Source organism: Bradyrhizobium liaoningense (assembly GCF_018130825.1).
GTDB lineage: Bacteria > Pseudomonadota > Alphaproteobacteria > Rhizobiales > Xanthobacteraceae > Bradyrhizobium > Bradyrhizobium liaoningense_B.
Genome location: NZ_JAFCJS010000001.1, coordinates 1,660,543 through 1,685,617, shown reverse-complemented (window position 1 = coordinate 1,685,617; position 25,075 = coordinate 1,660,543). Strand labels below are relative to the sequence as shown.

Here is a 25,075-nt window from a genome sequence, read left to right as displayed (position 1 = left end):
GCACGCGGTCGCAACGCGCAGCCACGGCGAATCGCCGGGGCAATTTGGCAGCCAATCAGAATCGCGCGCCGCAGGCGGCTGGAGGCGCGGCTGGTGCGACGACAGGTTACGTCGCGACCAGCGGCACTGCGGGCACCAAGACCAACACGCCGTTGATCGAGACGCCGCAATCCCTCTCGGTCGTGACGAAGAAGGAGCTCGAGGATCGTAACGTCCAGACGCTGAAGGACGCCGTCAACTACACGCCCGGCGTCACGACCACGGCGTTCGGTTACGATCCGCGCTTCGACGCCTTTTCCATCCGCGGCTTCGACGTGACCTATACAGGCATCTATCGCGACGGCCTGCGTCAGGGCGGCGGCAATTTCGCCATTCCCAAGATCGAGACCTATGGGCTGGAGAGCGTGTCGATCCTCCGCGGGCCGGCGTCCGGGCTCTACGGGCTCGGCTCCCCCGGCGGCATCGTCGACGTCACGACGAAGCGGCCGCCGCAGACGGCGTTCGGCGAGGTGCAATTGCAGGCCGGCAATTACGATCGCTACCAGGGCGCCTTCGACGTCGGCGGACCGGTCCCCGGCAGCGACCAATTGTATTACCGGCTGACGGGCTTGCTGCGCGACGCCAAAACCTGGTTTCCCGGCAACGACGACGACCGCGCCTATATCGCCCCTGCCCTGACCTGGAAGCCGGACCTCGATACGACGTTCACGATCCTCGGGGAATATCAGACCAGCCGCACCGCCGCGAGCATCGGCAACGCGCGCACGGCCGATGGCAAGCTGACCAACATCTACTCGAACGATCCGGCGTTCAGCGCCATGGACCAGAAGCAGTTTCGCGTCGGCTATGCGTTCGAGCACAACGTCAATGACACCTGGACCGTCCGGCAGAATTTCCGGTTCTATCAGGTCAACACCGACGCGAAGTATACCCAGATCGATAGTCTCGACTTCGCGACACAAACCGCGACGCGTTCGGCCTGGCGAATCCTCGACAATTTCAAGACCGCCACCCTCGACAACCAGGCCGAAGCCAAGTTCATGCTCGGTGCGGTCAAGAACACCGTCCTGTTCGGCGTCGACTACAGCAATTCCCGTTACGACGACAAGATCGGGTACGGGCCGGCGCCCGATCTCAATCTTGCGACCATGAACTACGGCACGCAGGCGATCGCCACGCCGGCATTCTCGATCTTCACCAAGCAGTCGACCAACGAGATCGGAGTCTACGCGCAGGAACAGGCCAGGCTCGGTGGATTCATTCTGACGCTCAATGGCCGTCAGAGCTGGGTCTCGCAGAGCACGACGACGACGCTGGACGGAACGCCGCAGACCTCGGAGCCTTCGGCCTTCACCGGCCGCGCGGGCCTGAGCTATGTCTTCGACAATGGTGTTGCGCCCTATGTCAGCTATGCGACGTCGTTCAGCCCGCAAACCGGGGTCGACGTGACGGGTGCCACGTTCAAGCCGACCACCGGGGAGCAGACCGAAGCGGGCATCAAGTATCAGATGCCGCACGTTCCAGTGCTGCTGACCGGCGCCGTGTTCGACATCAAGCAGGACAATGTTCTGCGCACCGATCCCAGTGCGGTTGCATTCCAGGCCGCAACCGGACAGATCGAGTCCAAGGGCGTGGAGCTCGAGGCCAAGCTGTCGCTCCAGCCGGGCTTCGATCTCACGGCGGCCTACACCCACCTCAACGTTGTGATCACGCGTGGCAATACCGATACGACCGGCAACGAGTATTCCGGCATTCCGAGAGACTCGTTCGCGGCATTCGGCAAGTACACGTTCCAGTCCGGCATGCCCGTGGAAGGGCTGGGACTGGGCCTCGGCGTGCGCTATATCGGCGCGAACTTCGGCAACGACCAGAATACGTTCGAGAACGCCGCTGTCACGTTGTTCGACGCCGTGATCGACTACGATCTCGGCAAGCTCGACCGCAGCTTCCGCGGCGCCTATATGCGCGTGAATGCCACCAACCTGTTCGACAAGAAGTATGACACTTGCCAGTCGGGCTATTGCTACGCCAGCGCACGGCGTCAGGTGATCGGGACGTTGAGCTACCGGTGGTAGCTGAAGTCGGCAAGTGTCGTAGGGTGGGCAAAGCGAAGCGTGCCCACCAATCATCAGTGGTGGGCACGGCGCTTTGCGCCTTTGCCCACCCTACGATTCCGCACTTGTGGCACGCAGCCTCCTCAATCTCGTCATTGCGAGCGCAGCGAAGCAATCCAGACTGCTGCCGCGGAAAGATTCTGGATTGCTTCGCGCGCTCGCAATGACGGAGTGTGTGGCAGCACCTCAGTTCTCCGACATGCATTCGTAGGATGGGTAGAGCGAAGCGAAACCCATCACGCATCCTCCTCGCCGAAGCATGATGGGTTTCGCAAGTGCTCTAACCATCCTACGGCGTCGCAGACGCGACTTTGCATCCTCGCGGCCTAATTCGCCCGAGCTTTGCTTCATCTTTCCACCCTCTTATCCAAGAGGGCGCAGGGAAGGCCGGGTGCCGGCTGGCACCCGCGGTCCGCTGCGCAAAAATGTAGCGCAAAAGAACCGCACAGCAGCATACAGGTGAAGCCCAACACACGGCCTTCCCTGCGCGATGGTCGGACGGCTTATGCCGTGCTCTCCCGGGAGCCGAGTTCGTTCTGGCCTCCCTCACCCCAGCGAAATTCGCCGGCGCCGCGCCGGTTGACGCGATCACCGCCTCCGCCAAGGCTTGACCGTAGCAACGACGGCCAGGACCACACGGTTTTGCCGTACGCACGGTCCGCCATTTCGCCGCAGTTTTCCCAGCCCTGTCGACGGAGCCGGAAACTTACAGACGAGACGAACCTGAGAGCGCCGTTCGTCCGCACGAAGCCTTGGGGCTCACGGAGAGCAATCCGCCCTGCCCTCAAGCTCTCGCGCCCGACGCTGCCGCGTCCACCGCAAGCCCGGCTCGCGACAATGACGACCTCATGATCGCCCCTCAAGGATGAGCCGGGATGGGTAACACATACGCCATTTCCGAATTTCGGTAAAGTGGAAAGTTTTTGCTTCGTGCCCTTGACTCCGCAGCGAAACAGGGCCGATGTTGCCCCCGCCGCCGGCGCCGAGATGCCGCGCAACATCTGTTTACATTCAGCAACATTCTGGCTGCCGAAAGGCCACGATCCCTAGGCTAGTGGTTCCTGCCTCGTCCTGCCTCTCCGAGGGCCATGAGCGCCCTCCTCCTTTCGAGGCGAGGCCAGTGAACTTCAGCCGATTTGATGCCGTCACACTCGTCCGTCGAAATCCCCGCGCCTTCCGCAAAGGAGAACCGTCATCCGACGCCCCGCCCGCTGCGCAAAATCCTTTCCCGTGCCGGATCGGCGTGCCTCGCGCTGGCGCTGATCGGCTCATTGGCCGGCTGTGCCGTGGGCCCGGACTATGCAGGGCCGCCCCGGTTGGAGCTGCCGTCGCACTGGAGCGGCAACACTGCGCGGCGCGGCAGAGGCACGCTCGATCGCTGGTGGCTTCGCCTGCGCGATCCCTTGCTCAACCGGCTGATCGAACAGGCCGTCGAGGCCAATCCCGATGTAGCAAAAGCAAAAGCGGTGGTGCGCGAAGCGCGGGCCGCGGTGCAGCAGACCAGCGCCGGCCTGTTCCCGTCTGTCAGCGGTTCGGCCTCGGCGACCGACAACAAGGCGAGCTCGGGCTCCGCATCAGTCGTCGTCGACAGCGCGCCCTACGCGCTGCACCAGGCGAGCTTCGATTCGAGCTGGGAGCTCGACCTGTTCGGCGGCACACGGCGCAGCATCGATGCGGCGGTGCGCGGCGCGCAATCGGCCGAGGAGGACTTGCGCGACAACCTCGTCACCCTGATCGGCGACGTTGCCGCCTATTACGTCGAGGCACGCGGCTATCAGGCCCGGATCGCGCTGGCGCAGCGCACCGCGGTCTCGCAACGGGACACCGAAAAACTCACCCGCAGCAAATACGAGGCCGGCAGCGGCAACGCCGTCGATCTCGCCAAGGCCACCGCACAGGCCGCGAGCACCGAAGCCAACGTTCCGACCTATCAGGCCGCGCTCGCCGCCGACATCCATCGGCTCGGCATCCTGCTCGGGCGGCCGCCCGACGGAGTCGCCACGCTGATGGCGCGGTCCGCACCCGTGCCGGCGCCGCGCATGCCGCTGCCGACGGGCCTGCCCGCCGATCTTCTGATGAGCCGTCCGGACGTTGCCAGCGCCGAACGCAAGCTGGCACAGGCGACCGCCAAGATCGGCGCGGCCGAAGCCGACCGCTACCCGGCGGTGTCGTTGACCGGCTCGGTCGGCACATCTGCGTTGCGCGCCGGCGATCTCGCCAAATATTCCAGCGTGAGCTGGTCGGTCGGTCCTTCCGTCACCGTGCCGGTGTTCGACGCCGGCAAGCGGCTGGCAACGGTCAGGATCGCGGAAGCACAGCGCGACCAGGCGTTCGCGACGTTCCATTCGACGCTGCTCACCGCGCTCGAGGACGTCGAGAACGCACTGGTGTCGCTGTCGCAGGAACGCGTGCGCACAACCAAGCTGACCGAGGCGGCGAAGAACTACCGCGAGGCCGCGAAGCTGTCGCGATCGCTGTTCGAGACCGGCAGCGCCAGCTTCATCGACGTGCTGGACGCCGAACGCTCGCTCTATTCGGCCGAGGATTCGCTGATCCAGAGCAAGGTGTCGGCGGCCAAGGACTACATCGCGCTGGCCAAGGCGCTCGGCGGCGGCTGGACCGATCCGGTCGACGTGTCGACACCGATCATCGTGGACACCAACACGGGACCTCACGTCCGGGAGGCGCAGAAGTGACCGAGATCATCACCGTCAAGCGCGTGAAGATCGCCGCCGCGGTGGTTGCCGTGGTCGCGACCGGCATGGTGCTGGCGACGCGGGCCCCGGGGACATCGAGCAAGGCGCAATCCTACATCACCGCGCAGGTCGCGGTCAGCGATCTGCGCGAGGAGGTGCTCGCGAGCGGCACGCTGAAGCCCGCGCGGCTCACCGCGGTCGGCGCGCAGGTGTCCGGCCGGATCACCGCGCTCAACGTGCGCGTCGGCGACACGGTCAAGGCCGGCGACGTCATCGCCCAGATCGACCCCGTCACCAAACAGAACGATCTGCGCAACTCGGAAGCCTCGCTGAAGAATTATCGCGCGCAGAAGGTGGAGAAAGAGGCCGCCCTCGTGCTGGCCGAGGCCAACCTCGCGCGCCAGCAGGCGACGCTGGCGCAGCGCGCGACCTCGCGCAGCGATTTCGACAGCGCAGAGTCGACCGTGCGCCAGACCCGCGCCCAGATCGCAGCGCTGGAGGCGCTGATCGTCGGCGCCGAGGCCAGCGTCGAGACGTCGCGGGTGAACCTGGAATACACCCGCATCACCGCGCCGATCGACGGCACGGTGCTCGCCACCGTTGTGCAGGAGGGCCAGACGGTCAACGCGGTGCAGTCCGCGCCGACCATCGTCGTGCTCGGCCAGCTCGAGACCATGACGGTGCGGGCCGAGATCTCCGAGGCCGACATCGTCAAGGTCAGGCCGGGGCAATCGCTCTACTTCACCATCCTCGGCGACCAGGATCACCGTTACGAGGCCCGGCTGGAACAGATCGAGCCAGCGCCCGAATCGATCAAGAACGACGCCAGCTTCTCCTCGACCACCACGACCTCGAGCTCAAGCTCGAGCACGTCGAGCTCGACCAGCACGGCGATCTACTACATCGGCGTCTTCAACGTTCCGAACAAGGACTATGCGCTCCGAACCTACATGACCGCGGAGGTGCACATCATCACCGGCGAGGCCAAGCGGGTGAAGGTCATCCCGGCGCTCGCCGTGATGCGAAAATCCGACGGGCGCAGCACGGTGCGCACGCTCGGCACGTCAGGCGACGTTCGCGAGCGCGAGGTCAAGACCGGCCTCAACGACCGCACCACCGTCGAGATCAGATCCGGCCTCGACGAGGGCGAACGGGTCGTGACGGGCGAGGCCAGCGAGCAGACCGCATCGCGCGGCATGCCCGGCGGCCCGCCCGGCGGCGGAGGTCCCTGACATGACCAATCCGATCATCGATCTCCAGAATGTCCGCCGCGAGTTCGCCGCCGGCGACACCACAGTGGTGGCGCTCGACGATTTCTCGCTGAGCATCCAGCCCGGCGAGATGGTCGCGATCATCGGTCAGTCCGGGTCGGGCAAATCGACGCTGCTCAACATCCTCGGCTGCCTCGACCGCCCGACGTCGGGCGCCTATCGCGTCGCCGGCAGGAACGTCTCCGAGCTCGATGCCGACGCGCTGGCGGCGCTGCGCCGCGAGCATTTCGGCTTCATCTTCCAGCGCTACAACCTGCTCGGCGATCTCACCGCCGCCGCGAATGTCGAGATGCCCGCCGTCTATGCCGGCATCAATGCACGCGAGCGCCGGATGCGCGCGAACGCGCTGCTCGAGCGGCTCGGCGTCGGGCCAAGAGGCGGCCATCGCCCGAACCAGCTCTCCGGCGGGCAGCAGCAACGCGTCTCGATCGCGCGGGCGCTGATCAATGGCGCCGAAGTGATCCTGGCGGACGAGCCCACCGGCGCGCTCGACCGGCGCAGCGGCGAGGAGGTGCTGAAGATCCTGAGGGAGCTGCACCGCGAGGGACGGACGATCATCATCGTCACCCACGATGCCGATGTGGCTGCGCAAGCCGAGCGCATCATCGAGCTGCGCGACGGCAGGATTGTTGCCGATCGCCGTACGGAGACCGCGGGCGCATCGGAGCCGGTCGCCCGCACGGCATGGGACAGCGGTGCCGGCTGGACCGGCGCGCTGGGACGCCTGCGGGAAGCATCGCGCATGGCATTGGTGGCGATGGCCGCGCACCGGCTGCGCGCGTTCCTGACCATGCTCGGCATCATCATCGGCATCGCCGCGGTGTCGTCGGTGGTTGCGCTCGGCAATGCCTCGCAGCGCAAGGTGCTTTCGGACATTTCCAGCCTCGGCACCAACACCATCGAGGTGTTTCCGGGCAAGGATTTCGGCGATGCCCGCGCCGGCAAGATCAAGACGCTGGTGCTCGACGATGCCCGCGCGCTCGACCGGCAGGGTTTCATCGCCGGCGTCACCCCGACGGTGTCGACCAGCACCACGGTGCGCTATCGCGGCAATGAATCCAATGTGCTCGTGAACGGCGTCGGCGAGAGCTATTTCCTGGTCAAGGGCGCCAAGCTGGCGAAGGGCCGCCTGTTCGACGCGGACGCCGTCCGCAACATCGAGAGGCAGGCCGTCATCGACGACAACACCAGAAAAACCTTCTTCGCCGACGACCAGACCTCCGGCATCGGCCGCGTGATCTGGCTCGGCAAGGTGCCGTGCCGCATCGTAGGCGTGATCGCCCAGCAGCAGGGCGGCTTCGGCTCGAATCAGAATTTGGCGGTGTACCTGCCCTACACCACCGTGCAGGCGCAGTTCACCGGCGACCGGGCGCTGCGCAGCATCCTCTTGCGGATCAGCGACGAGATCTCGACCAATCTGGCGCAGGACGCGGTGACCACGCTCCTGACGCAGCGGCACAACACCCGCGACTTCGTCATCCTCAACACCGACGACATCCGCCGCACCATCACCAGCACGACGCAGACGCTGGCGTTCCTGGTCGCCGCGATCGCGGTGATCTCGCTGGTGGTCGGCGGCATCGGCGTCATGAACATCATGCTGGTGTCCGTCTCCGAGCGGATCAGCGAGATCGGCGTGCGCATGGCGGTCGGCGCGAGGCGCAGCGACATCCTGCAGCAATTCCTGGTGGAGGCGACCCTGATCTCGTCGATCGGCGGCATCGCCGGCATCCTGATCGCGGTCCTGCTCGGCGTCGCCATCAACGTCGCGGTGCCCGGCTTCCAGGTCAGCTATTCCGCATTCTCGATCGGCGCGGCGTTCCTGACCTCGACCGGAATCGGGATCGCGTTCGGCTTCTTCCCCGCCCGCCGTGCCGCCTTCCTCGACCCCGTGGTGGCGCTGAGCCGTGACTGACCGTAGGATTGCACCATGACCGTAGTTCTTCGGACGAGACAATCGTCCGCAAATCGACCAACGATCGGCGCCCCCGATGCGATCTCAACCATGACCAACGGCACGCCAAACATCCTGATCGTCGAAGACGACCAGCCGACCCGCGACCTCATCTCGCGTTATCTGCGCGAGCACGCGTTCGCGGTCGGCGCCGTCACCAACGGCAGGGAGATGGACCGGTACCTGTCGCAAAACCGCGCCGACCTGATCGTGCTCGATTTGATGCTTCCAGGCGAGGACGGCCTCAGCCTCTGCCGCCGCCTGCGGATGGAAACGGCGACGCCGATCATCATTCTCACCGCGAAAGGCGAGGATCTCGACCGCATCCTAGGCCTCGAAATGGGCGCCGACGACTATCTGCCGAAGCCGTTCAATCCGCGCGAGCTGCTCGCCCGGATCAACGCGGTGCTGCGCCGGCACGCGAGCGGCCTCACGGCGGCCTCCACGACGACGCGGCTGAAGTTCCAGGGCTGGACCATCGATCTGCGTCTGCGTGAATTGCGCGATCCTGAAGGCGCGCAGGTGCCGCTGACCAGCGCCGAGTTCGACCTGCTGCAAGCCTTCTGCGAGCGCGCCGGCCGTGTTCTCGGCCGCGACAGCCTCTTGAACATGACGCGCGGCCGACCCGGCGGAAGTTTCGGCCGCAGCATCGACGTGCTGGTCAGCCGTCTCCGCCGCAAGCTCGACCGCACCGAAGACACGTCCATGATCAAGACCATCCGGACCGGCGGCTACATCTTCACGCCAAGGGTGGAGGAAGCATGAGCCGCGCCGCCGACATCCTGGCGCTGTTCAGCTTCAGGCGGATCAGTGGCCAGATCGCCGCCCTGATCCTGGTCTCACTGCTCCTGATCCACCTCTCGATCGCCGGATATTTCCTGCTCAACCGGCCGAAGCTGCTGACCGACACGCCCGTCGAGCAGTTCGAGCTGATCGCGCGGATCATCACCAACACACCCAAGACGGAACGTGCTCTCGTCCTCGACAGCATCAGCCGGACCTTTCCGGCGCTCAAGCTGCAATTGCGGGACGGTGTTTCCACTTCCGTGACGCCGCTGCCGGCGCGGACACCCCTGCCCATCCCGTCCGCGCTCGGCGGCCGGGCCGAGCTCATTCGCGGCACCGGCGCGGAAGATAATCGCGTCTGGTTCTACCTCGCCAAAGACGACGTGCTCGAAGCGACGATGGGATCGCCCCAGATACCGGCCTTCGTCAGCGGCCTCTGGACCTCGACGCTGCTGTTCCTGGTGGCGAGCGTCACGCTGCTCGGCGTCTGGGCCGGCCGCGCGCTTTCCTCGCCGCTGTCGGCCTTCGCGCGCGCGGCGGAGAACTTCAGCCTGAACCGGACCTCGCCGCCGCTGCCGGAGAATGGGCCGGAGGAGATCAGGTCCGCGGCCAGAGCGCTGAATCGGATGCGCGAGCGCATCACTGCGCTGATGAACGACAGGACGCGCATGCTCGCGGCGATCAGCCACGACCTGCGCACGCCGATCACGCGGCTGCGGCTGCGCTCGGAATATATCGAGGATGCGGCGCAGCGCACGCAGACCGTCCGCGACCTCGACCAGATGCAGTCGATGCTGGAATCGGTGCTTTCCCTGCTGCGCAGCGAAAGCCCGGTGAAGCCGACACTGGTGGACGTCGCGGCGCTGCTGCAGATGGTCTGCGAGCAGTTTTCCGATTGCGGCCATGCAGTGACTTATTCGGGCCCCGATCGCGCCGCCTTCGTGCTGCGGCCGGACGAGATCATCCGCGCGGTCACCAACCTCGTCCAGAACGCAACGCGCTTCGGAACCAGGATCGACGTCGCGCTGTCGATATCGGGGGATCATCTCGTCATCGACGTGTCCGACGATGGACCCGGCATTCCCGACGACAGGAAGGCGGCGATGCTGGAGCCCTTCGTCCGCGGCGAGGACGCCCGCACCATGGACGAGACGACCGGATTCGGCCTCGGCCTCTCGATCGCACAGTCGATCGTGACCGCGCATGATGGAACCCTCGAGCTGCTCGACAATACGCCGAAAGGCCTGTGCGTTCGCTTACAGCTCGCCAAGACCGGCAACGCGCCGGAGGCGTCGCGGCCATAAAGTCGCGGCAATCGTCGGGCTTTTCGGCCTCGCCTCCTTCATCGCGCTTCCCCGGAGTTCCAATGTCTTCCGCCGACCGGCCGGCGACACGCCTTGCGACGCGGCTTGCCTTCCTTGTCGCGGGCTTCGGCATCGCGTGCTGGGCGCCGCTGGTGCCGTTCGCGAAGACGCGGCTCGGCGTCGACGACGGCATGCTCGGACTGCTCCTGCTCAGCCTCGGCATCGGCTCAGTCGTCGCTATGCTGCTGACCGGGATCATGAGCGCGCGCTACGGCAGCAGGCCGATCATCGTCGCCGGCGGGCTCGGTCTCGCGCTGGTGCTGCCCTTGCTCGCGATCGCGAACTCGCCCGCATCGCTGGCCCTGGCGCTGTTCGCATTCGGCGCCGCGCTCGGCTCGATCGACGTCGCCATGAACATCCATGCGGTGGAGGTGGAGCGCGCCGCAAAAATTCCGCTGATGTCCGGTTTCCACGCCCTGTTCAGCATCGGCGGTTTTGCCGGATCGGCGCTGATGACCGCGCTGCTCTCGCTGGGGCTCGGCGCGCTCGCCTGCACGCTGATCTGCTCGGTCCTGATGCTGATCGCGATGATGGTGACGTCGCCCCGGCTGCTGCGCTCCGTGCAGGTGCAGGACGGGCCGCTCCTGGTGCTTCCGCACGGCTCCGTCCTCCTGCTCGCGCTGCTCGGCGCCATCACCTTCCTCGTCGAAGGCGCGATGCTCGACTGGGGCGCGCTGCTGGTGATTGGTGCAGGCCTCGTCCCGGAGGCGCAAGGCGGGACCGGCTACATCGTGTTCTCGATCGCGATGACCGTGGGGCGGCTCGGCGGCGACGCCGTCGTCGCGCGCATCGGAGACCGCGCGACATTGTTCTGGGGCAGCCTCATTGCGATCGGAGGCTTCGTGGTGCTGCTCACAGCGCCCATCGCGGCGGTTGCGATGACCGGCTTCCTGCTGATCGGCCTCGGCGCGTCGAATCTCGTGCCGGTGCTGTTCCGCCGGGCAGCATGGCAGACGGTGATGCCCACCGGCCTCGCCGTCGCCGCGATCACGACTGCGGGCTATGCCGGCATCCTGATCGGTCCTGCCGGCGTCGGCTTCGTCGCGCGTATCGGCGGATTGCCGACGGCGTTCTGGCTTCTGGCCGCGCTGATGGGTCTGGTCACATTGTCGGCGCGCATCGTCACGCGCCCCACCGGTTGAGTCGTCTCAAAACCTGTTCAGCCCGATCGATTTGATCATGCGCGCCAGGCTCGCCGAAGTCGCCTCGACGAGACGCTGGAATTCGGCCGGATTCGAGTCGCTGTCCGGCTCCATGCCCTCGGCACGGTAATTGGCCTGCATCGCCTTGTCGGCCATGGCAATGCGCGTCGCCTGGGCGATCCGGTCGATGATCGCATCGTTGGTCTGCCGGGGCGCGAACAGGCCGAACCAGCCGTCATAGCGGAGGCCCGGCATGCCGGATTCGATGGCGGTCGGGATATCGGGGGCCACGCTCAGCCGCTTTTCGGTGGCGACCGCGATCATCCGGATCTTGCCGGCCTCGCTCCACTGCTGCAATTGCACCGACATCACGGCAATGATGAGAGGGATCTGGCCGGCGAGAAGGTCGTTGCTAGCCTGCGCGATGCCCCGATACGGGACATGGACGATGTCCAGTCCGCCCGCCTGCAGCTTGAAGGCTTCGCCGACGAGATGATTTCCGCTGCCGATACCGGGTGTCCCGTAGGACAGCTTTCCCGGATTGGCTTTCGCGTAGGCAATCAGCTCACGCAGATTCGTGACGGGGACCGACGGATGGACAACGAAAACAAGCGCGCTGGTGATGAGGCGGCAGATGGCGCGGAAATCGTCCATCGCATAGGACGGATTTTGCGATAGCAGCGGAATGGCCGCCTGCGTGCTGTCGTTTCCGAGCAGCAACGAGTAGCCGTCGGGCTTCTCGCGCGCGACTGCCGCTGTCCCGATTGCGCCGCCCGCGCCGGTGATGTTTTCGATGAAGACGGATCCGAGCAGCGACGACATCCTCTCTGCCCAGGGGCGCCCGATCTGATCGCCCGATCCGCCAGCCCCGTACGGGATCACCAGGCGAATCGGACGGGATGGATAGTCGGCGGTCTGTCCACTGCGCGGAATCGCCGCAAGCGCAGCTGCGCCCGACAATGCATGGACGATCTGTCGCCGCGAGAAGGAGGGCATATTGGAATCCGGAAGTCGATTGTCACGGCCCGAGGCAAGACCCGCTCCCGGACGATCCGCTTCGCAGCAATCGGCGACCGACGTCAATGCTCCGTCCGGACTAGCGGCGGCGTCACCGCCATGTCATGTGCTCTAAGCCGTTACTTTTAAAACAATATTTCGGAAGACGGCCGACCCACGCGGTCCACGCAGGGCTGTTGGCCCTGCCCACTGCTTTCGGCCAGTTTACTGTACGGTTCGTTCTGATAAACCACAAACGAATACCTTTTGACTCCCGTCGCGGGGGCAATGGCGCGTGCCAGATCGTAGCGAAGACTCGGCCATTTCATTTGGGCCCTTTCGACTGTTTCCAAAGTCCCGGCTCCTGGAGAAGGAGGGGTCGCCGCTCCATGTCGGCGGCCGCGCGCTCGACATCCTCATTTTCCTGGCCGAGCGGCCCGGCGAAGTCGTCGACAAGAGAGAGCTGGTCAAGCGCATCTGGGCCGACGTCAATGTCGACGAGGGCAGCCTGCGCTTCCATGTCGCAGCGCTGCGCAAAGCGCTCGGCGATACCGGCAAATCGGCGCGCTACGTCGTCAACGTGCCCGGCCGCGGCTATTGCTTCGTCGCCTCGCTCGCCCCGCCAGCCGCGCAGCCTACCATCGACATCCTGCCGCCCCGCGCCCTCCCCGCGCCGCTCTCGAAAATGGTCGGACGGGAGGAGGTCGTCGAAAAGATATCGAGTGGACTCTCGCTGCATCGCTTCATGACCCTGGTCGGCCCGGGCGGCATCGGCAAGACGGCCGTCGCCATCGCTGTCGGGCATCGCCGCTCCCAGGATTTTGGCGGACGGGTCTTCTTCGTCGACTTCGGCCCGCTACGGGATGCCGGCCACGTCGCAACCACCATCGCCTCCGCGCTCGGCCTGACCATCAGCGCCGAGAATCCGACGCCGGCCCTGTTGACGTTCCTCAAGGTCGGCCCGGCCCTGCTGATCCTCGACAGCTGCGAACATGTGCTGGACAATCTGGCCCCGCTCGTCGAGCACATCGTTCGCGAGGCGCCGCAGCTTCGCGTTCTCGCAACCACCCGCGAATCGTTCCGCAGCGAGGGCGAGCGCATCTTCCGGCTGTTCCCGCTGGATTGTCCGCCCGAGCGCGAGGGGATCGAGGTCGCCGAGGTCCTCACCTATCCCGCCGCCCAGCTCTTCGTCGAGCGCATCGCGCAGAGTTCCGGCCCGTTCCAGCTCAGTGCGGACGAAGCGCCGCTGGTCGCGAGCATTTGCCGGCGCCTCGACGGCATTGCGCTGGCGATCGAACTCGCGGCGGGGCGGGTCAACGCCTACGGCATCGCCGGCACCGCATCGCTACTCGACAGCCGCTTCTCGCTGCAATGGCGTGGCCGGCGCACGGCCGTGCCGCGGCACCAGACCCTCGCCGCCGCGCTCGACTGGAGCTACGACCTTTTGCCTGCGGCCGAGAGCGCGACCCTGCGCCGGCTCTCGGTATTCGCCGGGCCTTTCGCGCCGGAGGCGGCTGCCGCGGTTGCATCCGGTGACGGCCTCAGCGCATCGGAAACGTTGGAGGCCATCGACAGCCTGGTCACCAAGTCGCTGATCTCACCATCCGGCTCGCGGACGCTGCGCTATCGCCTGCTCGACACGACGCGGGCCTACGCTCAGGGAAAGCTCGGTGCGCTCGGCGAAACCAGGCAGTTCGCACGCCGCCATGCCGAGCATTTTCGCGACTTCTTCGCGCACGCCGAGGCCGACACATCGACGCCGCAGCCCGAATGGATCGGCATCTATGGCGCGGAGCTGGACAATGTGCGCGCGGCGCTCGACTGGGCTTTCGCGCCCGATGGCGATGCCGAGCTGGGAATCGCGCTGACGGCGGCCGCGGTCACGCTGTGGGTGCGGCTTTCCCTGTTCGCCGAATGCCGCGAACGATGCAGGACGGCACTCGCGGCGCTCGGCGACACCGGCGACGACCGTATCCGCATGCAGCTCCTGTCGGCACTCGGCTGGTCGCTGATGTATGGCGAAGGCCGCGCGCGCGAGGCGCGCCCGATCCTGGAAACGACCCTCGAACTTGCCGACCGGCTCGACGACAAGGATTTCCGGCTGCGCGCGCTGTGGGGCCTGTGCATCGACCAGTTCAACAACGGACAGTTCGGCAAGGCCCGTGCGTTCGCCGATCGTTTTGCGAACGCGGCGGCGAACTCGACCGACAAGACCGATGTGATGCTGGGCGACCGGCTGACGGCCGTCGCGCTGCACTATCTCGGCGACCAGAACGACGCACGGCTGCGCATCGACCGGGTGCATGCCTCGCTGCATGTGCTGGCGGAGAAGCCGAAGATCTTTCCGCTCGATCTCAGGATCTCTACGCAATATTTCCGCGCCCGCATCCTGTGGCTGCAGGGTCTCGCCGACCAGGCCCAGGCGCTCGCCGCCAGAAACATCGAGGAGGGCCGTGCCAACGGCCACGCCCTGACCTTCTGCAGCGTGCTGGGGCAGGCCGCCTGCCCGATCGCCTTCTGGGCCGGCGATTTCGACGCTGCGGAACGCCACGGCACCGAGCTGCTCGAGCACACCGAACGTCACGCGATCCGGCTGTGGGGATTGTGGGCGCGGGCCTTCAACGCGGCGGTCATCGCCAGGCGCGGCGACGTTGCGACCGGCCTGCCGCTGCTGCGCGAGGAGCTCAACCGCGCCGGCGATGCGCGCTTCCTGCCGCGCTTCCTTCCTTTGCTCGGCGAGCTTGCAGCGTGCTCTGGCGAGGCCGATCAGGTCGACCGCGGCCTCGACGTGATCGAGGACGCCCTGACCCGCTGCAATGACCGGCAGGAGCTGTGGTATCTGCCGGAGCTGATCCGCATCAAAGGGGAGTTGATGCTCAGGAGCGCGAGGAACTCAGAGGGCGCCGAAGCGCACTTTCGCAACGCCATGGATATGGCCGTCCGGCAGGACGCTCGCTTCTGGGAATTGCGCTGCGCGATCAGCCTCGCGCGGCTGATGGGCGGGGCCGGCCAGAGCGCCGAGGCTCTGGCCGTTCTGGAGAACGTCTCCAGATCGTTCACGGAGGGAACCGAGATCGCCGACAAGCGCACCGCGCGCGAATTGATGGCGCAACTACGGAACTGACCGCGCACCGATGCGCGCTAGCCTCCTACCGCCGTCGCGCGGCGCGGCAGCTTCCAGTCCGGCCGGATGAAGTGGCAGGTGTAGCCGTCGGGATAACGCTCGAGATAATCCTGATGCTCGGGCTCGGCTTCCCAGAACTCGCCTGCGGGCGCGACCTCGGTCACCACCTTGCCGGGCCACAGGCCGGACGCCTCGACGTCGGCGATGGTGTCTTCGGCAACCCGCTTCTGCTCGTCGCTGGTATAGAAGATCGCTGAACGATAGCTCGTGCCGAGATCATTGCCCTGGCGGTTGAGCGTGGTCGGGTCGTGGATCTGGAAGAAGAACTCCAGCATGGCCCGGAAGCCGGTCTTCGCTGGATTGAAGATGATCTCGATGGCTTCGGCGTGGCCTTCATGATTGCGGTAGGTGGCATTCTTCACGTGGCCACCGGTGTAGCCGACGCGGGTGGAGATCACGCCCGGCTGCTTGCGGATGAGATCCTGCATGCCCCAGAAACAGCCTCCGGCCAAAACTGCGCGCTCAGTCGTCATCTGTCCACTCCCACTTGACCACTCTGTCCGTTCTGCATCGGACTCATCATATGCCTTCGGCCGCCCGGCCGAAAGCCAAGCGTGTCCACCCGGTTCCCAGAACCGGATGGACCCGGAATATAAAGCGCGCCTCTAGCCCAATTTGGCGTCGAGCGTGATCGCGGCGTTGAGCACCTTCGACACCGGGCAATTCTTCTCGGCTTCGCCGGCGATGCGGGCAAAGCCGGCGTCGTCGAGGTTCGGCACTTTTGCGCGCAAGGTCAGCGCCGACTTGCTGATCTTGAAGCCCTTGCCTTCGGGCTCGAGCGTGACGGCTGCCTCCGTCGAGAGCTCGTCCGGCGTGAAACCCGCCATCTGCAGGCCGAAGGCCAGCGCCATGGTGAAACAGCCGGCATGGGCCGCAGCGATCAACTCTTCGGGATTGGTGCCCTTCTCGTTCTCGAAGCGGGTCTTGAACGAATAGGGCGTGCCGGCAAGCACGCCGGATTCGCTCGACAGATGGCCCGCGCCATCGCGACCGGTTCCCTTCCAGACTGCTGTTGCCTTGCGGATCATCTCAGTTCTCCTTGCTTGTTGTTGGCACCGACGCTCCGTACCGGCTGAAGGCGACATCAGCGTGACCGCCTGTCGCCGGCGCGCGAAGCCCAAATCATCGCGCGCCGTGGTCCGAGAATGCGGTTGCTTCAGGTTGGCAGCTCCTGACCGGCCTGCTCGCGCACGATGTAGTCGGCGTACCAGTCCGCCCAGTTCTCGTCGTGTCCCCCAGTGCGCTTCTCGTGCTCGCCATGCGCGACTGAGGCGCGACGCAGTGCCGCCGCCAGATCGGTCGTCGAAGCGAACGTCGTGCCGCCGCTCTCGATGCGTCCCGGCAGTCGCGTCGTGACCTCCTGGAACAGCCAGCCATTGCCGTCGGGATCGCTGAACGAGGCGAATGAGCTGTAGCTGCCACGCTTCGGGTCAGCGCCGCTGACCCGGACGCTGCCGAACAGATACGGCTCATCGGGGCCTGCGTGGAGATCGCCGGCACCGTGGAAGGGTTCGCTGACAGCAACGCCGCGGTCGAGCAGATCCTTCCGCGCGGCCTCCAGATCGGAGACGATCAGATACAGACCGCGTGCCGAGCCGGGCGCCGCCGCCGTGACATTCTTGCCGAAGATCACCGAGCAGGCCGACCCCGGCGGTGTGAACTGGATCACGCGCCACTCGTCGCCCGAGGCGAAATCGGCGTCCATTCGCCAGCCGAGGCGCGCGTAGAACGCCTTGGCGCGATCCACGTCGGACACCGGAATGACGACGACTTCGAGCTTCATGTCAACGCTGCGCGATGTCGAGGGCCTGGTCCCGGCGTCGCGATCGATTTCGAGTGTGGTCATGTCGAACTCCCGTGGTGTGAGTGAGGGATCCTTCAAGCGTCGGCCGGCATCACGATGCTCACCCGCGTGCCGCCCTGCCGGGCTTCGCCATGCAGCCGTGCATGAACGCTGCGGGCAAGCGCTTCGAGGATGAGGCTGCCGGTGCCCTGGAGCGGACCGATCGCACCAATGCCGTTGTCGGCCACCGTGCAGACCCAGGCGCCGTCGCGGCGCGCGACGTCGATGCGGATCAGGGCGCCGTTCTTGTTCGGGAAGGCGTGCTTTGCCGCATTCGTGACCAGCTCCGTCAGCATCAGTGCGAGGCGATGACATCGTGATGCAGACAACACGCCACCTTCGATGGCCACTTCGCAGCGGATGGCCGCCGGCTCCAGCACCGCCTCGGAGAGCGCCCCGCACAGATTTTCAAAGAAGGGCGCGACGGAGACCGCCAAGGGATCGTCGTGGTCGGACAAGAGCTGATAGAGCCTGCCAAAGGCAACGATGCGGCGCTCGAACCGATCCACCGCCAGCGACATGTCCCTGCTGCCGGCCCGCGTGAAGTCGCGGCGGACTGACGCACTCAGCAGCGTCAGCGTGTTCTTCATGCGGTGATGGAATTCCCGCAACACGAGCTCCCAATCACGCGATCGATCGTCGAGACCTGTGACAAACTGAGGTCGAACGGCGCTGCCGTGCGGCATCGAACCGATGGCGGACATGATAACCTCCCCGTTGGAACAGGATCTAACTCGAAGGCCATACTGGATGCGTCGCGCGCGTTTTGCCCGTTAGACGTTGCAAGATTCTGTTATGATCGACGGCGTCACAATCCGGCAGCGGAGACTGCCGTCGCGACGGTCAAGCACACTGACGAATTGTCGCGGGCTGCGTCATAAGCCGCTCGCGTTTAAGCAAAATTTGCCGCGGTTATTCTCCGGAGACTGCGGCGATCGCCACGCGATTCCGCCACTTTCGACCAGTTTACTCGCAACGTCGTTCTGCTAGACCAAAGTTGCAGACAGCAACCCTCCACTGGAACCATTGACTCGTGCCGGATACAAGCGACCAGGATTCGGCCATTTCCTTCGGACCATTCCGGCTGTTTGCAAAGTCGCGGCTGCTGGAGAAGGACGGCGTCCCGCTTCATCTCGGCGGCCGCGCGCTCGACATCCTGATTTTTCTTGCCGCACGCGCCGGCGAGGTCGTGGACAAGCGGGAGTTGATCAAGCAGGTGTGGTCCGACGTGAATGTCGACGAAGGCAGCCTGCGCTTCCACATCACGACGTTGCGCAAGGTGCTGGGCGATTCCGGCGAAGGCTCGCGCTACGTCGTCAACGTTCCCGGACGCGGCTATTGCTTCGCGGCCCCGCTGCTCCGCCCTGCTGCTTCTGACGGCCGGGCCAGCCCCGTCAGTTCGCGCCACGCGCTGCCGTCGCCGCTTGCAAGGATGATCGGGCGGGACGACGCCATCGCGAAAATTTCCGCCGGGCTCGCCCTGCATCGCTTTGTCACCATCGTCGGCCCCGGCGGGATCGGCAAGACCTCGGTCGCACTCGCCGTCGCCCATCGCGAGCTGGAGGCCTTCGACGGCCAGGTGTGCTTCGTCGATTTCGGCGCGCTCACCGATGCCGGCCTCGTCCCCGGAACGATCGCCGCCGCCCTCGGCCTGACGGTCAATTCCGACGACCCGATGCCGGGCCTGCTGACTTTCCTGCGCAGCCGGCGTTCGCTGCTGGTGTTCGACAGCTGCGAGCACATCCTCGACGAACTCGCCCCCGTGGCCGAGCGCCTCGTCCAGGAGGCCGGCGAGCTGCACGTTCTCGCCACCAGCCGCGAATCCTTTCGCACCGAAGGCGAACGCGTGCACCGGCTGTTTCCGCTGGATTGCCCGCCCGACCGCGACGGACTCGGCATTGCCGACATCCTTGCCTATCCTGCAAGCCAACTCTTCGTGGAACGCATTGCCGAGAGCCTGAGCGAGTTCGAGCTCAGCGAGGAGGACGCGCCGCTCGTCGCCGAAATCTGCCGGCGGCTGGACGGCATTGCGCTCGCGATCGAGCTCGCAGCCGGACGCGTCAACGCCTACGGCATCGCAGGGACCGCCTCGCTGCTCGACAGCCGCTTCTCGCTGCTGTGGCGGGGACGGCGCACCGCGATCCCGCGGCATCAGACTTTGAGCGCGGCGCTCGCCTGGAGCTACGATCTGCTGCCAGAAGCCGAGAGCGCGACGCTGCGCGGATTGTCGGTGTTCGTCGGGCCGTTCACGCTGGAGGCCGCACTTGCGGTCGCATCCAGCCAGGGCATCGGCGAAGCCGAGGCGGTCGAGGCGATCTCGAACCTGCTTTCCAAATCGCTGATCGCAACCTCGCCTGCGGAGCGGCGGCTGCGCTATCGCCTGCTCGACACCACCCGCACCTTCGTCGGCGACAAGCTCGTCGAGAAAGGGGAAGCGGACCGCATCGCGCGTGCACACGCCGAATATTTCCGCGATGTCCTGCGCGACATCGCACTCAAATCCTCGGGGCTGCGGACCGCGGGCGGTTTTCTGCCCTATGCCGACCATTTGCCCAATGTCCGGGCCGCGCTGACCTGGAGCTTCTCGGACGGCGGCGACCGGGCAATCGGCGTCGATCTCGCAGCCTCGGCCGCCCAGTTCTTCCTCGAGCTGACCTTGCTGACGGAGTGTTTTCGCTGGACGCAGCAGGCTCTCGCGTCTCTCGATACTGATACGATCGACAGCCGCCAGGAGATGACGCTGCAGGCCGCGCTCGGCGTCTCCGTGATGTTCACGCAAGGCAATACGGAGACGGTCCGCGCGGCATTCACGCGCAGCCTGCAGCTTGCCCGCGAGCTCGAGGATTTGCACTGGCAGCTCTGGCTGCTGCGCGGCTTGCACATCTACCTGACCAGGGTCGGAGATTTCCATGGCGCGCTCGGCACCGGCGAAGATAGCGAGAGTGTTGCGCGCAAGCTGAACGATCCCGCCGCAACGCTGAACGTGGAATGGATGCTCGGCGTCGCGCACCATTTGATCGGCAACCAGGACAAGGCCGTGCAGTTCTGCGAGAGCGCGATGGTGCACAATCCCGGCTCGCAGCGGCTGAACATCGGACATCTCGGCTATGACGACCGCATCGTCGCGCTGGTGGCGCTGGCGCGCGGGCTGTGGCTCACCGGCCGACCCGATCGCGCGGTCGAGGCGGCCAGATACACGGTGCGCGAGGCCGAGCTGCTCGAACAGCCGCTCACGCTCGGCATTTCCCTGGTCTGGACCATCTACGTCTTTCTCTGGGTCGGCGACTGGGCCAACGCAGAAACCTTGATAGAGCGGCTGATCGAGCATTCGGCGCGGCACTTCCTCGGTCCCTATCACGCCGTCGGGATCGGCCAGAAGGGCGAGCTGCTGCTGCGCCGCGGCGACCTTGCCGGCGGCATCGAGCATCTCCGCCGCAGCCAGGCGACGCTCTATGCGACGCGGCACCGGATCATGACGACGGTGTATGCGACGGCGCTCGCGGAGGGTCTCGCAGCGCAGAACCAGACCGGCGAGGCCCTACGCACGATCAATGAAGCGATTGCCCAGATTCCCGATCACGGCGAAGCCTTCGACATGCCGGAGATGCTCAGGGTCAAGGGCGATATTCTGGCCCACTCGGGCAACGCGGCGGAAGCCGAAAGCTGCTTACTCAAATCGCTAGATCTGTCGCGCCGGCAATGCGCTCTCGGCTGGGAGCTTCGCGGAGCGATCAGCCTCGGCCGCATCTGGCGCCAGGCAGGAAAAGCCCGCGACGCACGCGACCTGCTCGCCCCACTCGTGGCGCGCTACCAAGAGGGCCTCGCGACTCGTGATCTGGTCGCCGCAACGGGACTGCTGGACGCGCTGAATTAACAGCGTGTTCAACGGGATACCGACTAAATCCCCGCTCGCAACTCCTAACAACTTCTAACACGCCAATCCGCAAGCGCCCCGCCATGGTGGTGGCACCTCACGGTGAATATGGCGCGACATGGCTCTCCTTGACGATGTAATCGATGCCAGCGGCGGTTTGGCCCGCTGGAACAGCTTGAACCGGTTCACGCTCCATTTGTCCGTCGGCGGAACACTGTTCGCAAGCGCCGGACATGCCAGGGAGTTCAAGGATGTGACCGCGGAAGGCTCGACGCGAACGCAGTCCGTCCGTTTCACCGGCATCACTGGCGGGGAGTACTCGGGCTCCTTTCAACCGGACGCGATCACGATCGAAAGCCCCGATGGCGAGGTGCTGCGGACCTGGCGCAATCCGAGCCTTGCATTCCCCGAGGCCGGCTCTGCTGCGCTCGCGGACGAGCTGCACCTCGTGTTCTTCTGCGGCGTCGCGATCTGGAATTATCTGATCCATCCATTCCTGCTCGCCCATCCCGGTGTCGTGCTGGAAGAACTGCCGCCGTGGCGCGAGAACACCGAAACCTGGCGGCGGCTGCGCGCGCAATTCCCCCCGAGCCTGATCACGCTCGCGTCCGATCAGACCTTCTATTTCGATGAGAACGCGCTGCAGCGGCGAACGGATCACGATCTCTTCGGGATGAAGGTCGCTCATTACTCCTGGGCCCATGACAGTTTCGGCGGCATCGTGGTGCCGACGCTGCGGCGTGCACAGGCGCTGCAGCCTGACGGAACCGTGATCGCAAAACCCGTGCTCATGGATGTCGAGATTTTTGATGCCGTCTTCGAGTAGCAGCGGCGACGCGCCAACGAACGTACGGGCCCCGGCAGATGATCTGCGATCAAGCCGTCGCTCGATCAGCTATCACAGCGTCGATGTGAGCGGCCTGAAGATCTTCTACCGCGAGGCCGGGCCCGTGGACGCGCCGGCCGTGCTGTTGCTCCACGGGTTTCCCTCGTCATCGCGGATGTGGGAGCCGTTGCTGCCGCTGCTCGCCGACAGACATCACCTGATCGCGCCGGACTATCCCGGTTTTGGCCACAGCAGCGCGCCGCCGCCGTCCGAGTTCAGCTACACATTCGACAACATCGCCGACGTGATCGGCGAGCTCATCGCGAAGCTCGGCCTCACCAGCTACGTCCTGTTGATGCAGGACTATGGCGGTCCGGTCGGCTTTCGCATCGCGCTGGCACATCCCGAACGTATCCGCGGCCTCATCATCCAGAACGCCGTTTCGTATGAGCAAGGTCTGAGCCCGCTCTGGGAAGCGCGCCGCAAATACTGGGCCGATCCCGCTCATGAGCTCGAGGCGCTCAAGGCCAACTTCACGTCTCTGGAGGCGACGCGCCAGCGCCACCTCGGCTCCAGTGCGCATCCGGAGCGCTACGACCCTGACACCTGGATCGACGAATACGCGTTCCTGACGCGTCCCGGCCAGGCGGAGATCCAGACCACATTGTTCCTGGATTACCGGACCAACGTCGCGTCCTATCCGAAGTGGCAGGACTGGCTGCGCAGGACGCGGCCGCCGATGCTGGTGGTCTGGGGCAAATACGATCCCTCCTTCACCGTCGCCGGCGCCACCGCCTATCGCGACGATGTGCCGGATGCCGAGGTCCACATGCTCGAAGCCGGTCACTTCGCACTGGACGAGGCGACCGACGAGATCGCTACGCTCGTGCGCGGATTCCTCGCGCGGCTCGGCACAACGAATTGAAAAGCTTGATGAAGTCAGACCAACTGCGACGAGCTGTCACACCATGTGCGCTCGCACAAAATCTAACACATCCTAATCACCACTAACGGGCTTCTTGCCGGGCCCACGCCTATCCTCCGAGCATGGAAAGCCTTCTCGAAAGTCTGGTGAAGGCTTTGGGCTTGAAAGTTTGCCGGTCGCCAGCGACCGCGATGCGGAGAGAATGAGCGATGTTTACCGACTTGCAGGCGGCACATGCCTGGATTGATCTTCAGGCCGGCCCGCGGGATCACCAGGTGCATCAGGCCGCACAGCCGATTTCCAGCGAGAGCGGATGGCGCCGGCTCGAGCGCGGCCCGAATGCGGCGACGGAGGACATCGCGATTTCGCGATGGGAAGATTTGAGAGACAGCTCGTCGCATGTCGCGACGACCCCGGAGGATCGCTATTTCGTCGGCATCGCCCTGAAGACCACCCGCGCGAAATTGACGCGTGATCGCCAGATCATTTTCGACGGCACCATGCCCGCAGGCACGCTCTATGTCAGCGCGCCGTCAAAACCTCTCTGTGCGCAATTCCAGGCGCCCTGCGCCTTCCTGCACTTCCACATCGCGGTGGACCAATTCCCGATGCAATCGCCCGCGACCGACGGGCTTGGCGATCTCGTCCTCCTGCGCGATCCGCTCGCCGCCGAACTCGCCAAGGCGCTGATCGAGCGTGGCGATGCCGCGGACCATCAATTCGCGCGCTGTATCGGCCAGACCCTTGCGATGCATCTCACGCGGCTCGAGCCGCCACGCGCGCGGGTCAATGCGCTGCCGAAATGGCGGCTGCGACGCGTCGAGCAGCATATCGCCGAGCATTTCGACCGCAGCATCAGCCTGTCCGAACTCGCGGGCGTCGCCGGGCTTTCCAGGATGCACTTTGCGGCGCAATTCCGTGCCGCGACCGGCTATCGTCCGCGCGAATATCTGCTCAATCACCGGATCGAACATGCGAAGACGCTGCTGGCGACGACCGGGCGGCCGCTGGCCGAGATCGCGCTTGCCGTGGGCTTCTCTACGCAGGCGCATTTTTCGACCGTCTTCAAGCGCATCAGCGGCGAGTCCCCGGCACGTTGGCGCCTCGCCAGCAAAAGCGAGCGCTGTGAGATCGAAGCGCTGCCGCGGCATCGACCCGCTGCGGACAGGGACTGGATCGCCAGCGCGGCCGCTTAACTCGTCACTCGCTGCCTTTGGCGCAAGCGCCCTGCCGCTTGCGCCGGCTCACACCCTCTTCCTCCCGGGTCTGTGAGCCAGTTGGGGCCGTCCCTGCTCCCACACAGGACGGCCCCTTTTTCCTGGCCTGGTGAATCACCCATGCGCGCCGGTGCGGCCCGACTCGTACAGGAACCAGACCCGTCGCTCGGCCTCGTCGATCCAGTTCTCGATCAGGCTTGCCGTTGCGACATCGCCATATTCGTCGCAGAGCTCGTGCACGCGCCGCATCTCGCGCGTGAGCTGCTGGTTATCGCTGCGCAACTCCGCCAGCATGTCCAGGGGATCAACATAGTCAGCATCGTTGTCGAGGATGCGCTGCTCGCGCGCGATGTGGCCGATCGAGCGCAGCGTCGTGCCGCCGATCTTGCGGGCGCGTTCGGCGATGTCGTCGGTCATCGCAAAGATCTGGTCCGCCTGCTCGTCGAGCAGCAGATGATAGTCGCGAAAATGGCTGCCCGACATGTGCCAGTGGAAGTTCTTGGTCTTCAGATAGAGCGCAAAGACGTCAGCGAGCAGAGCGCGCAGCGCGGCGGGGATGTCGCGGTTCGCGTTGGCGCCGAGATCGGTCGGGCTTTGAAGGTCTGCCTTGGTCATGTTCGTTGATCCTTCGGTGAGGAGACGAACCCTTAGCAGCGCCGCGCACGTGGTTCTTTCGTCATGCGCGCGACGATTTCGAATTCGCACGGGGGATATTCCAGCGTCAAACTCGCCTCCAATTCCGTCATCCTGAGGTGCGAGCCATGGGACGCAACGCGTTCCATGGAGAGCCTCGAAGGATGAACGGCCGAGGGGATGCAACCGGGCCGTCGCCCTTCGAGGGCCGCTGAAGAGGCGGCCACCTCAGGGTGACGGGGATGGACTG

The 25,075-nt window shown here is 65.4% G+C and carries 18 protein-coding genes; 12 read left to right on the top strand and 6 right to left on the bottom strand.

All coding sequences use genetic code 11. The features are described 5' to 3' along the window. Positions 1 to 44 precede the first annotated feature (44 nt). From JQ603_RS08210 to JQ603_RS08180, 7 genes are all read left to right on the top strand, one after another. Positions 45 to 2,075, top strand: coding sequence for a TonB-dependent siderophore receptor (locus JQ603_RS08210; protein ID WP_245003417.1), 2,031 nt, complete (start codon positions 45 to 47; stop codon positions 2,073 to 2,075). A gap of 1,178 nt (positions 2,076 to 3,253) precedes the next feature. Beyond that, the gene (locus tag JQ603_RS08205) at positions 3,254 to 4,810 is read left to right on the top strand and encodes an efflux transporter outer membrane subunit (RefSeq protein WP_245003416.1); all 1,557 of its coding nucleotides are present in this window, start codon (positions 3,254 to 3,256) and stop codon (positions 4,808 to 4,810) included. After that, entirely contained in the window at positions 4,807 to 6,042 is a 1,236-nt protein-coding gene (locus JQ603_RS08200; protein ID WP_212337956.1) for an efflux RND transporter periplasmic adaptor subunit, read from the top strand. The genes JQ603_RS08205 and JQ603_RS08200 overlap by 4 nt, the downstream gene beginning before the upstream one ends. 1 nt (position 6,043) lies before the next feature. Continuing rightward, positions 6,044 to 7,996 (top strand): MacB family efflux pump subunit, encoded by a 1,953-nt coding sequence (locus tag JQ603_RS08195; protein ID WP_212337954.1) that lies wholly within the window; start codon positions 6,044 to 6,046, stop codon positions 7,994 to 7,996. Between the two features lie 90 nt (positions 7,997 to 8,086). Further along, on the top strand, positions 8,087 to 8,800 hold the full coding sequence (locus tag JQ603_RS08190; RefSeq protein ID WP_212337953.1) for a response regulator: 714 nt from the start codon (positions 8,087 to 8,089) through the stop codon (positions 8,798 to 8,800). Beyond that, complete coding sequence (locus JQ603_RS08185) at positions 8,797 to 10,125, top strand: ATP-binding protein (protein WP_212337952.1); 1,329 nt, start codon at positions 8,797 to 8,799, stop codon at positions 10,123 to 10,125. The genes JQ603_RS08190 and JQ603_RS08185 overlap by 4 nt, the downstream gene beginning before the upstream one ends. A 62-nt stretch (positions 10,126 to 10,187) precedes the next feature. After that, a complete protein-coding gene (locus JQ603_RS08180) occupies positions 10,188 to 11,327 on the top strand; it encodes an MFS transporter (RefSeq protein WP_212337951.1) in 1,140 nt (379 codons plus the stop codon). Positions 11,328 to 11,333: 6 nt separating this feature from the next. Here the strand turns inward: JQ603_RS08180 and JQ603_RS08175 are convergent, their stop codons facing one another. Next, complete coding sequence (locus tag JQ603_RS08175; RefSeq protein ID WP_212337950.1) at positions 11,334 to 12,323, bottom strand: Bug family tripartite tricarboxylate transporter substrate binding protein; 990 nt, start codon at positions 12,321 to 12,323, stop codon at positions 11,334 to 11,336. 295 nt (positions 12,324 to 12,618) lie between these two features. Here JQ603_RS08175 and JQ603_RS08170 point away from each other — a divergent pair, with 295 nt between their 5' ends. Next, positions 12,619 to 15,447 (top strand): ATP-binding protein, encoded by a 2,829-nt coding sequence (locus tag JQ603_RS08170; protein ID WP_212337949.1) that lies wholly within the window; start codon positions 12,619 to 12,621, stop codon positions 15,445 to 15,447. Positions 15,448 to 15,464: 17 nt separating this feature from the next. On the opposite strand, the gene msrA is transcribed toward JQ603_RS08170, so the two are convergent. The 4 genes from msrA to JQ603_RS08150 form a co-directional block, all read right to left on the bottom strand. Further along, positions 15,465 to 15,980: a peptide-methionine (S)-S-oxide reductase MsrA gene (msrA, locus tag JQ603_RS08165; protein WP_212337948.1), complete on the bottom strand. Its 516-nt coding sequence runs from the start codon at positions 15,978 to 15,980 to the stop codon at positions 15,465 to 15,467. A gap of 132 nt (positions 15,981 to 16,112) precedes the next feature. After that, on the bottom strand, positions 16,113 to 16,535 hold the full coding sequence (locus JQ603_RS08160) for an OsmC family protein (RefSeq protein WP_212337947.1): 423 nt from the start codon (positions 16,533 to 16,535) through the stop codon (positions 16,113 to 16,115). A gap of 128 nt (positions 16,536 to 16,663) precedes the next feature. Beyond that, positions 16,664 to 17,353, bottom strand: a complete 690-nt coding sequence (locus JQ603_RS08155) for a VOC family protein (protein ID WP_212337945.1) — start codon at positions 17,351 to 17,353, stop codon at positions 16,664 to 16,666. A gap of 32 nt (positions 17,354 to 17,385) precedes the next feature. Next, complete coding sequence (locus tag JQ603_RS08150) at positions 17,386 to 18,054, bottom strand: sensor histidine kinase (protein WP_212337944.1); 669 nt, start codon at positions 18,052 to 18,054, stop codon at positions 17,386 to 17,388. Positions 18,055 to 18,383: 329 nt separating this feature from the next. Between JQ603_RS08150 and JQ603_RS08145 the strand changes: the two genes are divergently transcribed. The 4 genes from JQ603_RS08145 to JQ603_RS08130 all read left to right on the top strand — a co-directional run bounded on the left by JQ603_RS08145 (position 18,384) and on the right by JQ603_RS08130 (position 24,171). Next, entirely contained in the window at positions 18,384 to 21,224 is a 2,841-nt protein-coding gene (locus tag JQ603_RS08145) for an ATP-binding protein (protein ID WP_212337943.1), read from the top strand. A gap of 118 nt (positions 21,225 to 21,342) precedes the next feature. Beyond that, positions 21,343 to 22,050, top strand: a complete 708-nt coding sequence (locus JQ603_RS08140) for a hypothetical protein (protein ID WP_212337942.1) — start codon at positions 21,343 to 21,345, stop codon at positions 22,048 to 22,050. After that, positions 22,034 to 22,975 (top strand): alpha/beta fold hydrolase, encoded by a 942-nt coding sequence (locus tag JQ603_RS08135; protein WP_212337941.1) that lies wholly within the window; start codon positions 22,034 to 22,036, stop codon positions 22,973 to 22,975. Before JQ603_RS08140 ends, JQ603_RS08135 begins: the two co-directional genes overlap by 17 nt. A gap of 209 nt (positions 22,976 to 23,184) precedes the next feature. Next, complete coding sequence (locus tag JQ603_RS08130) at positions 23,185 to 24,171, top strand: helix-turn-helix domain-containing protein (protein ID WP_212337940.1); 987 nt, start codon at positions 23,185 to 23,187, stop codon at positions 24,169 to 24,171. A gap of 135 nt (positions 24,172 to 24,306) precedes the next feature. Here JQ603_RS08130 and JQ603_RS08125 read toward each other — a convergent pair whose 3' ends face one another. Further along, positions 24,307 to 24,807 carry a Dps family protein gene (locus JQ603_RS08125; protein ID WP_212337939.1) on the bottom strand — a complete coding sequence of 167 codons (501 nt, stop codon included), beginning with the start codon at positions 24,805 to 24,807 and terminating at the stop codon, positions 24,307 to 24,309. Between the last annotated feature and the right edge of the window lie 268 nt (positions 24,808 to 25,075).